This window comes from Paenibacillus sp. NEAU-GSW1, assembly GCF_009737085.1.
In the GTDB taxonomy this organism is placed as follows: domain Bacteria; phylum Bacillota; class Bacilli; order Paenibacillales; family Paenibacillaceae; genus Pristimantibacillus.
This window is the reverse complement of the sequence record NZ_WOVL01000012.1, coordinates 17,186-29,567: the sequence shown is the minus strand read 5'-3', so window position 1 is coordinate 29,567 and position 12,382 is coordinate 17,186. Positions and strand designations below refer to the sequence as shown.

Annotated in this window: 11 protein-coding genes; 5 read left to right on the top strand and 6 right to left on the bottom strand. The window is 52.6% G+C overall.

From position 1 onward, the window contains the following. Nucleotides 1-44: 44 nt before the first annotated feature. A complete protein-coding gene (locus GOM71_RS11155) occupies nt 45-1,370 on the bottom strand; it encodes an MFS transporter (protein WP_156281018.1) in 1,326 nt (441 codons plus the stop codon). A 352-nt stretch (nt 1,371-1,722) separates the two neighbouring features. After that, nucleotides 1,723-2,079 (bottom strand): nucleotide excision repair endonuclease, encoded by a 357-nt coding sequence (locus GOM71_RS11150; protein ID WP_156281016.1) that lies wholly within the window; start codon nt 2,077-2,079, stop codon nt 1,723-1,725. 265 nt (nt 2,080-2,344) lie between these two features. On the opposite strand from GOM71_RS11150, the gene GOM71_RS11145 reads away from it, so the two are divergent. The 4 genes from GOM71_RS11145 to GOM71_RS11135 all read left to right on the top strand — a co-directional run bounded on the left by GOM71_RS11145 (nt 2,345) and on the right by GOM71_RS11135 (nt 5,359). Next, complete coding sequence (locus tag GOM71_RS11145) at nt 2,345-3,148, top strand: AAC(3) family N-acetyltransferase (protein WP_156281014.1); 804 nt, start codon at nt 2,345-2,347, stop codon at nt 3,146-3,148. Nucleotides 3,149-3,510: 362 nt separating this feature from the next. After that, the gene (gene yjcZ / locus GOM71_RS24095) at nt 3,511-3,615 is read left to right on the top strand and encodes a sporulation protein YjcZ (protein ID WP_216651744.1); all 105 of its coding nucleotides are present in this window, start codon (nt 3,511-3,513) and stop codon (nt 3,613-3,615) included. Between the two features lie 142 nt (nt 3,616-3,757). Further along, complete coding sequence (locus tag GOM71_RS11140; protein ID WP_156281012.1) at nt 3,758-4,102, top strand: hypothetical protein; 345 nt, start codon at nt 3,758-3,760, stop codon at nt 4,100-4,102. Nucleotides 4,103-4,312: 210 nt separating this feature from the next. Beyond that, nucleotides 4,313-5,359 carry an LLM class flavin-dependent oxidoreductase gene (locus GOM71_RS11135; RefSeq protein WP_156281236.1) on the top strand — a complete coding sequence of 349 codons (1,047 nt, stop codon included), beginning with the start codon at nt 4,313-4,315 and terminating at the stop codon, nt 5,357-5,359. Here the strand turns inward: GOM71_RS11135 and GOM71_RS11130 are convergent. Genes GOM71_RS11130 through GOM71_RS11120 form a run of 3 tightly spaced genes read right to left on the bottom strand, consistent with a single transcriptional unit; the run spans nt 5,356 to nt 8,249 of the window. After that, nucleotides 5,356-6,012 (bottom strand): cysteine hydrolase family protein, encoded by a 657-nt coding sequence (locus GOM71_RS11130; RefSeq protein WP_156281010.1) that lies wholly within the window; start codon nt 6,010-6,012, stop codon nt 5,356-5,358. The two genes, GOM71_RS11135 and GOM71_RS11130, sit on opposite strands and share 4 nt — an antisense overlap. Further along, entirely contained in the window at nt 5,990-7,021 is a 1,032-nt protein-coding gene (locus GOM71_RS11125; RefSeq protein ID WP_173275499.1) for a serine hydrolase domain-containing protein, read from the bottom strand. The genes GOM71_RS11130 and GOM71_RS11125 overlap by 23 nt, the downstream gene beginning before the upstream one ends. Continuing rightward, a complete protein-coding gene (locus GOM71_RS11120) occupies nt 7,014-8,249 on the bottom strand; it encodes an MFS transporter (protein WP_173275496.1) in 1,236 nt (411 codons plus the stop codon). The genes GOM71_RS11125 and GOM71_RS11120 overlap by 8 nt, the downstream gene beginning before the upstream one ends. Before the next feature lie 128 nt (nt 8,250-8,377). On the opposite strand from GOM71_RS11120, the gene pdxR reads away from it, so the two are divergent. Next, entirely contained in the window at nt 8,378-9,820 is a 1,443-nt protein-coding gene (pdxR, locus tag GOM71_RS11115) for a MocR-like pyridoxine biosynthesis transcription factor PdxR (RefSeq protein ID WP_156281004.1), read from the top strand. A gap of 11 nt (nt 9,821-9,831) precedes the next feature. On the opposite strand, the gene GOM71_RS11110 is transcribed toward pdxR, so the two are convergent. After that, nucleotides 9,832-12,297 (bottom strand): choice-of-anchor A family protein, encoded by a 2,466-nt coding sequence (locus GOM71_RS11110; protein WP_156281002.1) that lies wholly within the window; start codon nt 12,295-12,297, stop codon nt 9,832-9,834. Between the last annotated feature and the right edge of the window lie 85 nt (nt 12,298-12,382).

Genomic DNA, 12,382 nt, shown 5'->3' with positions numbered 1-12,382 from the left:
GCACCATAGCCGAAACTAGGCTTGGCGCAGAGGCTTTTCGGTTGTTATGCCGTCTTCGACGCAGCGACCGCTTTCGCCGCCGGGATAGACATGAAGAGCAGGATCAAGCTGATGAATGCCAGCACGCTGCTGAAGCCGAACACATACGGGAAGCCGTCACTGTACGTGGCAAGCAGCTTGCCTGCGATGACCGGCCCAAGCGACGAGCCCATCGAGCGGAGAAGGCTCAAATAGCCGATTGCGGAGCCTGCATCCTTGAGCTCCACCGCTTGGAGCATGAGCACATTGATTGGCGCCCCGATAATGATGCCGACTCCGAAGCCCATCACTGTCGTAGCGGCGTAGAACACGGCCGGCTCTTCCCCTATCATGCCAAGAGCAATCGCTCCTGCAGCGGCAATAACGAAGCCGATCGCCATGATCCTTCTCGCTCCCAGCTTATCCGCCAGCACGCCGCCGAAATAAGAGGCAAGTGCTGAAGCTACGGCGAAAGGAGCAACAGTAAAGCCGGAGTCGCCTTTTGCCATTTGCAGCACTTTTTCCGAGAAAACCGGGATAAAGAAGGAAGTCGTCATAATCGCGCCGGAAAGAAAGGTCACGATGAGCAGAAGCAGCGTCGGGCGTCTTTGAAAATACGACAAGTTCACGATCGGATCAGCCTGACGCTTCTCGACCATAACGAGGAGCGGTATCGCTGCAAGACCGATAACGGCAATCAGCCACTGTCCGCTCGTAATGCCATACATGATCGCAAGAATGACAACCGCCAGCAGTGAAATGCCCTTATAGTCGATCGGCTTAACCTGCACCTGCTGCTCCAGCTTGATGCGGGAAATAAGAATCAAGATCACGATAGAGATCGGAATGTTCACAAGGAAAATCCATTCCCACTCCAAATACTTAATAATCGCTCCGCCGACAATCGGCCCGAGAATGCTGCCGGTCCCGAACACGACGCCGATCAAACCAAGCTTGGCGCCTCGCTGTTCCGGCGGATAGGAAACTGCAATTTGCGCGGCTGTAATCGGGAAAATGCCCCCAGTGCCAATACCTTGAATAGCCCGGCCAGCCAAAAACACGGCGAAATTCGGCGCAAACGCGCAGACAATCGAACCTAAGGCGAACATGGAAATGCCGAACATAAACGTTCTTTTTCGTCCAAAGCGATCCGACAATTTGCCGAGAACCGGTATGCTGACCGCGAACGTCAGCGTGTAAATCGTCATGCTCCAGCCGCCCCACGACGAATCGACGTCAAACGCCTGAAAGATCGAGCTTAGCGCGGGTCCGACAATGCCGTGATCGAGCGCCCCCATGAAAATCCCTAGTAGAAACGTAACCAGCATTAAACCTTTTGAAGCTGCCTGCAATCTGCCCAGTCCTCCTTCAACTCCACCCTCTAGTTTTCTAGTCGCTAGTGAAATTGATTTCTTTTTATAAACTGAGCCAATTATATCCAATTTGGGAATAAATATAAATCGTTGTTTTGTATGATATTCATAAAAATAACTATGTTTTTGGTTGATTTATCCTTCCTATTAACCTGTTTTCTAAAAATAGCGCCGTCTCTTAGCATTATATTCACGCAAGCAACCGTTTTCCGCCGCATCCAACACAAATAACGCTGCGCTGCAGCGTTATTCGGCTCCACTCATGCTAATCCGGCCAAATAGCGCTGTCCCGCAGCGTTATTTCCACGCAATGCACCGGTCCGCACCGGTCTTACTTGTAGTAAACCTTGTCCATGTTGTATCTCGCTCTGCGCCTGTTAATGATAAACGTCTCGTAAATTTCCCGATCAACGGCATCCTCAACGACGCAAACCTCGATTTTCGCCACTTCATCGCGCTTCGATTTCATAATCGATACAGAATCCTCGAAATGCTTTTTAATTCGCGGCCTGATCTTTCTCGCTTTGCCTACGAACAAGAGCTCGTCCTTGTCGTTGTAGAACATAAAAATGCCGCCCTTATCCCGGGGAATGAGATGAAAATCGGTAAAACCGTAAATATTGCTCATCTCAGGGTTGTCCTGCTTTATAATCGTAACGTCCGGATCGGGTACTGTAATGTGAATCAAACCGTTCACTTCCTCTTTGCATCAGTATTTTTTTGTCACACTTTTAATGGTCAAATACTAACATAAAATCGCAAGGAACACACGAACAACGATTGATCTCGCAAAAATAGCTATTGTTTCCAGTATGGGTTGCTGATACAATAGGGGCAAATGAACCGAAATGAATCGAAATGAACCGAAGGGCCCTGCTTCACTAGCGTTGCTAGAGACAACCCCGCTACTTGTAGCGGGGTTTTTTTATTTTACTAAAAAGGTGGAGTTATCAATGTCAACAGTTAAGGAACAACGCGCCATTCTTACGAGAGCGGATTTGGTCGATCAATTCAGAAGCTGCGGCGTAGCTCCCGGACAGACGCTGTTCGTGCACACCTCGCTAAGCAAGCTGGGCTTTGTCGTCGGAGGCGCGGAGACGTTCATTCGCGCGCTGCTGGACATTGTCGGCGAGGAAGGAACTCTGATGATGCCTGCGCAAACGTGGAAAAATCTCGATCCTTCGACCGGCGTGCATTGGGAAGAGCCTATGGAATGGTGGCCAATTCTCCGTGAGCATTGGCCGGCCTATGATAAAGCGGTAACGCCGGCTATCGGCATGGGCGTAGTCGCGGAAATGCTCCGCAGTTGGCCCGGAGCGCATCGCTCCGACCATCCGGCAAGATCCGTCGCCGCTGTCGGCAAGCATGCGGAGCATTTGACGGCAGATCATGGTCTGAGCAATATCTTTGGCGAGGGATCGCCGGTTGATAAGCTGTACAAATTAGACGGTCATATTCTGCTGGTCGGCGTCGGGCACGATAAAAACACGTCGCTCCATCTGGCGGAAACGCGGGCCCAGTTCGCTTCGAAAAAATGGGCGAACGAGAGCAGCGCGATTCAAACCGCCGAAGGCCGCAAATGGGTCACGTACGAGACCCAAGCGGTGGACGATGTCGACTTCGTTCAACTGGGCGACGAATATGAACGCGAGACGGGCCTAGTCGTCCATAAGGTCGGCGACGCCGAGGTTCGGCTGCTTGCCCAACGGCCATTTGTCGACTGGGCGACGGCATGGATGGAGAAAAATCGACCATAACCCGCCCTATAAAGACGTATGATTAGAAAAAAATCGTCGTGAAAGCGAATACAACTTACGGTATTATCGAATAACCGAGCCTCCTTCTTTATCCCTTTCTGTTATCTTCGGTTGATAAAGCGCTTCCATATGCGAGTCATATTAATGTATATAAAAAGAAATTAATAGTACTGTGAATAATTAGTGTCCGTAAAGGGCTTTTACCCCTATTTAGCAAATTCCATCTGGGTGCCTTCCTCAATTGCCGGCTCCGCGACCGGGACTTCAGCAATTGAACATTTGCCTCCCCGGCAAGCGTCCATACCAATAAATGCCCTCTAACATAAGTTATACTGTACTCGACAAGCGAGGAGGTGCATTTGATGTCCGGTTACGTTGGCGGAGCTTTCACTAGCCCTGCAGCCATTCTTGTGTTGTTCATCCTGTTGGTGATCGTTGCATGCAGCTGCGGTATCTTTGGATACTAATCCTTTTCCACCATGCCTCCATGCATGCGGATGGTCATATTTCTTAGAATAGAAAGCGCAAAGGGTCCATTCTATGGGCCATTTGCGCTTTTTTGATATAATAGGAACAAAATTTACGCAACACGAAGGAAGAATCTATCAGATGCAGGGGATCTACAATAACGTTTATGCCTTCCATCATTACGCGGCAAGCGCCGCTAGATTCATTGCCTGCGATGCCGTCTACGAAGCGCTCGCCGGCAACACAGACGAAAGCGATGAACAACTGCTGCAAGGCTTTTTCAGCCATTGGAATGCCCGCTCTTTCGAACAGCTTTATGCGATTGCCGCAACCGGTTTTGAAGCAGACCGGCGAGAGCGCGACAAACGTTTCGGCCAGTTGGCTCCTCTCATCACGTCGTTCGCAGCGCATATTTCAAACAAAAGCTGGCCAGTCTACTCGCGAACGGCAACCGGAAAAGCTTCGCAATCGTCGAGCCTCCATTAACTCCCGTTGCTGCTTCCGTACTCTATGCGCTCAACCAGCCGAATCAGAGCGATCAACACACTATGGAACCGTTCATCGCAAATTTTCAAAAGAACCGGTACGCCTTAACTCGCTAATTTATCTAACTTAACTTGAGAAGCTTTATTTTATTTAGTAAAATAAAACTATGATAAAAGGAGGCGAAATGGCTTGGAAAATAAAGCGCCAGTTATGGAAATCGGAATAAGTACTTTTCTGGAGACGACGCCCCATCCGGTGACGGGCGAGGTGATTAGCCACGCCGAGCGGCTGCGGCAGGCAGTAGAGGAGATTGTGCTGGCCGACCAAGTCGGACTGGATGTCTACGGCATCGGCGAGCATCATCGGCCGGATTATGCCGGCACCGCTCCTGCCGTCGTGTTGGCGGCAGCGGCTCCGTTGACGAAGCACATTCGGCTTACGAGCGCCGTTACGGTGCTGTCTTCGGACGATCCGGTTCGCGTGTACCAGTCCTTCTCAACGCTGGACGCCCTCTCGAACGGACGCGCGGAAATTATGGCCGGACGCGGCTCGTTTATTGAATCGTTCCCGCTCTTCGGCTATAACCTTGACGACTACAACGAATTGTTCGACGAGAAGCTGGAGCTGCTGCTGAAAATTACTGAATCGGAAAAAGTAACGTGGAGAGGCGGACACCGCCCGGCCATTAACAACCTGGGCGTCTATCCACGCTCTGTTCAAAGCCCGCTTCCCGTATGGATCGCGACCGGCGGCAACCCCCAGTCCGCCATTCGCGCAGGCGCGCTCGGGCTTCCGGTCGCTTTCGCCATCATCGGCGGCATGCCGGAGAAATTCGCGCCGCTGGTTGAGCTCTATAAGCGGGCGGCGGCTCAAGCCGGCCATGATGTGAGCAAGCTTCAAATCGCGACTCACTCCCACGGCTTTGTAGCGGATACGACGGAGAAAGCAGCGGAAGCCTTCTATCTCCCGACGGCGGCGCAAATGAACGTCATCGGCCGCGAAAGAGGCTGGACCGGACAATACGACCGCGAGACGTACGACTTCTCGCGCAGTCTGCGCGGCGCGCTCTATGTCGGCGATCCGGAATATGTCGCGGAGAAAATATTGCTGCTGCGCAAAAACCTCGGCGTTACCCGCTTCTTCTTGCACGTCAACGTCGGCACGATGCCTCACGAAGAGGTGCTTCGCGCCATTGAGCTGCTCGGCACCAAGGTTGCGCCGATTGTGCGCAAGGAGCTCGCCCGCCTCGAGGGTTAATGTCTAGCGTCTGCGGACAGCGCCTTGGCGATATCCGCGGCCTTCATGACGCTGACGCCAATATTTCTCATTTCTGTCAGGCCTTTCTCGTAAAGGCCTGATATTGCGTCTTCGGCTAGTACAGTTCGGAAATCTCGTTCGCTCGCCTCATATATCGATGTTCGCGGGCAGTTCGGAAAGTTGCATCCACTGAACACGACGGTATTTATACCTCTATCTCGCAAGAAACACTCTAAATCCGTCTGATAGAACGCGCCCCATCTCGGTTTGTACATCATCCATTCGTTAGCGCCGATTGACTGAAATTCACCGCTCAGCAGCCTTTCTGAATCAAGTTGTACTGCTGCTAAAGACGGTTTCATTGCCTCTGCCAAGTCAGCTCCCGAAGACATCGGCGCAACGATTTTTGCTCCATGCTCGATCATTTCTCTCCGGCATAGATCGACATTGCTCCCATTTTCCTTATACAGTCTTACTACATGGATAATTGGAATACCCGCCCTCCGATAGGCGGCAAGCAACTCCCGCATAACGGGCAGCACTTCGTTTGTCCCTGGGATTTCAGCTGGTGCTCCCGGCAGCGTAAAATCATTTTGCATATCAATGGTCAATAGAGCGGAGTTGTTCCACTTAGGCATTGTGTAATGACTCATTCTCAAAAAGCCTCCCTGTTATCGCATTTCTCTCCCCATCAAGCACAACTTCAGCTATTGCGCGGCATAAGTCCTCAATCGGCTTATCCACATTCGACAGCATGATCACGCACACTCGCTCATCGGGATAACGATCAAACTCGCCTCGATAACCGCGATAAGACCCGCTATGACCAACCACCGGCCTGCCCTGCCGGTAATCTGACTTCCAGCCTAGCCCGTAACCGAAACCGTCCGGCGCCAGCATGCGTTCAATCGCAGCCGATGGCAGCAGTCTTTCGGTATATAACGCCTGATCCAGCTTAAACAGATCTTCAACCGTCGAATAAAGCCCGCCCGCGGCAAATGCATTCTCGATATCCAAGTACTCGCTTTTATGAAGCGCATCCCCTTCGACGGCGTAGCCGCTCGCCATACCGCCAATCACTGCGCTGTTCTTTTCCAAGCCTGTACTAAGCATGCCTAGAGGCTCGAAAATGTTTCGCTTCAGAAACTGTTCATAACCTTCGCCAGAAAGCTGGGCAATGATAAGTCCGAGCAAATAAAAAGCAGAGTTGTTATAGGATCGGTCGGCTCCGGGTTCAAAAAGCGGCGGGTACTGTTGAATGAGGCCCTTAATGCCTTCTGTGCCAAGCCTAAGTTTCGTCCATTTCGAATCAAAGTCTTGGCTGGACGTATACGAATGGAGGCCGGACGCGTGCGTCAACAAATGCCTTACCGTTATTCGCTCATCAAGCGCCCAATCGTCCGGCAGCAGCTCAGCAGCCGATTGATCGAGCCCAAGCTTCCCGGCCTCGTGCAGCATAAGAATAGCAGTTGCCGTAAACAGCTTCGTAATCGACCATATCCGAAATTTAGTCGACGGGGTATTGCACACTTCATGTTCAAGGCTGGCAAAGCCATAGCTGCGTTTAAACAAGATTTCGCTGCCTCTCGCCGCAATAATCGATCCGCTAAAAGGTACCGCCCCCGACGTCTCTTGCACGCACCGCTCAATTTTTCTATCCAATTGATTTCGCACAAAATCGCCTGCTTTCTCTTTTTTTCATCACGCAATAATACAATGCCGACAGCGCCGCTATACCGGACATGCTTAGAAACAAACCATCGTAAACAGCCCCGGCGTTGTTCGGAGCATAGAACCCTAATGCCTGTCCGCTTAACGCAACGCCGGAAGCCCCTCCAAGAAACTGCGACAGTTGCGCGAGCGCAAGCCCGTCCGCAGGATCAGAGCCGTTTAACTTCGTCGACACTTGATGGTTTAGGCCCGCATTTGCCATTGTCGTCCCTGCAGCAATTGCCGCATAACCGACGATGATAGACATTCTTGGAATACTGCTCCCCCATGCAATCAGCAGGCTGCCGGCAGCTGCCATAACAAAGCTGAACGCGAGCACATCCCGCCCTCGCCTGCGAATCCAGCCGCCCAGCCGCCAGATCAGCAAAGCCGAGCATAATGCTCCCGGCGTCAGCAGCGCTCCCGTTTCAATTGCCGAATAGGACAGGTCTGCGCATTTCATGGACAGCAGGTACAGAACCGACATCTGCACAAAAAACACAACGAACTGTAAGGCCAACCGCCACATGTACAGCGGGAGGCGAAGCAGCTTTAGCAGACTGCAACCCCATCGCAGTATGTCCAGCCAATGGAATCGGCTCCGCTTGTCAGGTTCCGCATCTTCCTTCCGGGATGCCCAAGCCGGCAGCAGCACCAGCGAAGGGAGCAGCAGCAAAGAAGGCAGCACAAACAAGGAGTGCCAGCCCCAAAACTCCGTCATGCCTCCGCCCAGCAATGGCCCGAGACCAAACGCCAACCCAACCGAGCAGGCGATTTGCAAAAACGCGACTGACCTGGACTCCGCCGGAATATAGCGCATGACATAAACGAAGCTTAAGCCCGGCACCGAGGCCGCCCCGATCGCTTGTAGCAAACGAATTGCAGCAAGCGCCGAATACGAGGACCCGAACAGGCCCGCTATTGAAGCGGCTCCGCAAATAAACAATCCCGCACCTAACAGCTTCGCCATGAAACAGCTGTTCGCCAGCCGCGTATAGACGGCTGAAGCTAACGCTATCGCGATGGAATATTCGGTGACGAGCCAGGACGATTGCTCTGGAAGCAGCCGGTTCTGAGCGACAATGGCTGGCAGCCCTGTACTGAAAGTACCGGCAATGCTTACCACTATAAAGGTCAGAATGCTCCATCCGAGCATAGCTCCCTTACCATTCCGGATCATAATCGCCAGCTCCTTTCTTATGGATGTCTCTTTCATTGATGTAAATCTACACCATATGCTATATTGGTTTTGACCCTTAATGAAGTGTCAGAATTTATTAATTATATAGGGTCAGAAGAGGCGAACTTATGATTGACCTGACGCTGCCCGAACACGAAAATACGAATGAACCGCTCTACAAGCAGCTCTATCACCGTATCCGCGGGCTTATTCACAGCCATGAATTAGTTGACGGAGCAAGGCTTCCTTCTGTTCGTTCCTTGCGCCTTCAGCTCAATATAAGCAAAATTACGATTGAAACCGCCTATCAGCAGTTGCTGGCCGAAGGCTATATATTCAGCAAGCCCCGATCGGGCTACTACGTCATGAACCCCCAGCTTCCCCCTTTGTCTAGCTCGGCTGCGTCTGCCGGCATTCAAACGGTTTGCAAAACGCAGCAAGCTGAACCGGATCGCAGCGCCATCCCGATTATGATCGACTTCCACCCCGCTGCCGTTGACGGAAGCGCATTTCCGGCCCGAAGCTGGCAAAAGGCGATTGGCGAGACGTTAACGAACAATCCAATGCTGCTCCATCATTATGGCGACCCGCAAGGCGAATTCGAGCTGAGGTCAGCGTTGTCCCGCTATTTAAAGCACGCCAGAAGCGTCGTCTGCACGCCGGAGCAGATCGTAATTGGGTCAGGCATTCCGTACAGCATTCAAGTGCTGTGCAAATTACTGGACGGAAACCCTTTAGTCGCTGTCGAAGATCCCGGGTATCCCCCGGTTAAAGACACTTTTCTGGATAATGGATTGCCGACAATGGCCGTTCCCGTTCATGAATACGGCATCTCCATCGACGAATTGGAGCGCAGCGAGGCCGGAATTGTTTATGTAACGCCCTCGCATCAATTCCCCACTGGGGTGACGATGCCTTATGCGGCAAGGCAGCAGCTGCTGCAATGGGGCCATAACCGCAGCGCCTGTATTATCGAGGACGATTATGACGGCGAGTTTTTTTACTCGGGCAGACCGCTCTCCTCGATGCACAGCCTCGGCCGCAACGAATCAGTCGTCTATATCGGCACATTTTCGAAAGTGTTCTCGCCGGCCTTGCGCTTGAACTACATGGTGCTCCCTTTGAAAATGCTGCCCAAGCTTCAAGAGGTCAAGCATTTGCTCAGCGCTCCCTCCAGAGTCGATCAGTTGGCGATGCATTTATTTATGGAGCAGGGCGATTGGCATCGGCATATCCGCCGCATGCGCAGCCTGTACCGCAAAAAGAGGCGCTCCTTCATCCGGCTGCTTCACGAGCAATTCGGCCATCACATAGCCATTTCAGGCATAAACGCCGGCCTTCACATCGAAGTTACGCTCAAAACGGGCAGCTGCGGGACACAGGACTTCATCGAATCTGCCGCTAAAGAGGGAATGCGCGTCTACGGCTTTCAGCCTGCGCCTGAGCAGACAAGCCCGGCGCATGCCGAAAACCCCAAAGTTTATTTGGGGTTCGGCGGCATTCCTATGGAGGATATGGAACGAAGCGTCACATTGTTATGGAAGGCATGGTCGGCGCTATTGAACAACTAGATAAGCGGGCCTTATTCCTCTTCCTCTTCCGTTACCACGACGCGCGAAATATTAGTCAACAAGCCGGCTCTAAAGCAGGAAGGGCCAAATCGGAATTCAAAGAAAACAACCGCCTGGTTGTTGATCGTATCGTTCTCGGCATCCGTCGCTACCCACACTCGAAAAGATAATGTTCGCGTCGCGCCCGGTCCAATTGTGCCGAGGAATACGCCCACTTGCGGATCTAATTGCGGAGCTCCGTCGATAACGAGGCTGCCCGACACAAATTCAAGCTGATTGGCAAGCCGATCGTAGAAAATAACGTTGCCCGCAACGATATCGGTCGACAGGTTCGTCAGCGTTACGTTGTATTGATAGCTGTCGCCCGCTTTTACCGTTTGAACTGAAGCCGCCTTCAGGAAGTTGGCGAACGAAGCAGCCCGAATCGCAGAGACCGAGTTGGATATCGTCGCGGACTGGAAACTTTGCGTCGATACCGTATTGTTTGGCTGCACAAATTGCGAAGTGACCCGGGCTGTGTTCGTCAGTGTGCCCGCTCCCGCAACCAGCACGTCGAAGCGGACGACAACCGCCTCGCCTGGAGGAATCGGGCCCAGACTGACGCCTTTGCCCGGATCTGCGCCAAGACGAATAACGCCGTTCACTCTCACTGTGCCCGGGATAAACAATCCGGTTGCCGACAGCGTATCGAAGAGCGTCGTCGCGGCCGATACTGCATTCCCCTCGTTGACGACAAAAATACTGTACGTTATGCGTTGACCGACGAACAGCGATATGTCCAAAAACGCTTTCGTCACTCGCAGGCTAGGGAAATTAATAACCGGCGGCGGCGAGACTGCGACCGGATTCGACTGCGTAATCGGCTGGACCGTTCCCGTCAGAAGCGGTATCGTCAGTCCGAGGAACGGCGGCAGCGTAATGCCCGGAACGGTAACCGACCGCGGCAGCACCACCTTGCCGCTTGCCGTCGTGATCGGCGACAGATCGACGATTTGACCCGGCGTAGGCGTAACCCCCGGCTTGAACACAGGAAGCACCGGGAGCGTCTCCCCGACAATCGGCGGCACGCCCTGCATGCCGACAATAGTCGGCTCTCCGGGATTGCAAGTAGGCACGAGCGTACCTGGCGGGACGGTAATAACAAACCCTCTGTTGGTAATGAGGCCGTTCGGCGGAATGGCAGCGACGAATACTTGAAATTGAAGCGTGACGACTTGCCCCGGACTGAGCGTCCCTAATGTCACTTGCTCGGTAATGTCGACGCCGCTGAATCGTCCGCCGTTAATAAACAGACTCGACGCAATAAACATTATTCCGTCCGGGAATAGTTCAGTCAGCACCGCTTCCCCGGGCTGATCGCCGATATTGGTAACCGTAATTATGTAAGTGATCGTATCCCCTACTTGCGCGGTGGTGATGTTTGCCGTTTTAGATGCGATAATATTAGGACCCGTTACGACTGCCGGTGTGGTCGTTGTCGTCGTTGTGGTCGGCACCGGTGTGGTCGTCGTGGTCGTGGTTGGCACCGGCGTCGTTGTTGTTGATTCGGTCGTTGTGGTCGCTGTTGTCGTCGATGTGGTCGAGGTCGTTGTAGTCGTTGTTGTGGACGTGGTCGTTGTGGTCGTCGAAGTCGACGACATTGGCGTCGGCGTGGTCGGCAGGCAGCCTGTAAAAGGAACATGATGCGCTTCAAGCGTCCCGCCTACATTCGTCAAAGAGTTGGCTACAATCGTTCCGTTGATGTTGCCAAAGCCCCGTGCCTCCCAGTCGGCGTAAGGCGCAAGAACCGAGCCTGTAATGGAGAGATTCTGGTTGAACGCCGTCGTTGCTTGATAGAAATTCCATAAGAGAAACGCCGCATCGGCCCGTGTTGAGGTAATGCCATTGCGGAATATCGTATAGCTCCCGAAGCCGACAGGATCTCCGCTTATATTAATAATGATGGTCGATCCTGCAGGCGCGATAATATTGATGCCGTTGGCCGTGTCGAGCCGCAATCCGTTGCCGTCCACATTGTTGCCGTTAAACATAAACACATTCAACTCCGGGTCTGTTCCGGTCAGCACGATCTGGCCGAAATTGTTCGCTATCGTGCCGTTCGTCGTTATAGCTGCCAAATTAAGCGACAGCGAAGCCAATGCTTGCTCTGCGGCAATAAAATCGATAGGCGTACCCACAAGCGGTTGCCCCGGTACGCCGTTATTATTGGTCATCGTATACGCAATGACCTGACTGGTCGGATATACGACCGTATTGCCGGCAAAATTGATGCCGCGGTTTATGTTTACATTGCCCTGCACAATTAAATCCGCTGTGTCCGTTGATATAGGCGTCAGCGAAGATCCGACGCCGTAATCGGTGTAGGTCGCGTTGCCGCCAACAGCTACGCGCCCCTCCGAATCGACATTGGACTGCGTATGGTCCCCAAACACAAATATATTGAAATCATTGGCTATGCCAAGATTTCCACAAGCCATCCCGTCCACCTCTCCCCCTGTTCTAAATTCGTCGGCTTCACCTCATGATATGTATGCATATTGATCCTATAAAAGGCATAGAAGA

Coding starts and splice junctions, on each gene's coding strand:
- yjcZ (WP_216651744.1), top strand. CDS start 3,511: ATGTCCGGTTACGTTGGCGGAGCTTTCACTAGCCCTGCAGCCATTCTT.
- GOM71_RS11140 (WP_156281012.1), top strand. CDS start 3,758: ATGCAGGGGATCTACAATAACGTTTATGCCTTCCATCATTACGCGGCA.
- GOM71_RS11120 (WP_173275496.1), bottom strand. CDS start 8,249: ATGATCCGGAATGGTAAGGGAGCTATGCTCGGATGGAGCATTCTGACC.
- GOM71_RS11110 (WP_156281002.1), bottom strand. CDS start 12,297: ATGGCTTGTGGAAATCTTGGCATAGCCAATGATTTCAATATATTTGTG.
- pdxR (WP_156281004.1), top strand. CDS start 8,378: ATGATTGACCTGACGCTGCCCGAACACGAAAATACGAATGAACCGCTC.
- GOM71_RS11130 (WP_156281010.1), bottom strand. CDS start 6,012: ATGAGTCATTACACAATGCCTAAGTGGAACAACTCCGCTCTATTGACC.
- GOM71_RS11145 (WP_156281014.1), top strand. CDS start 2,345: ATGTCAACAGTTAAGGAACAACGCGCCATTCTTACGAGAGCGGATTTG.
- GOM71_RS11135 (WP_156281236.1), top strand. CDS start 4,313: ATGGAAATCGGAATAAGTACTTTTCTGGAGACGACGCCCCATCCGGTG.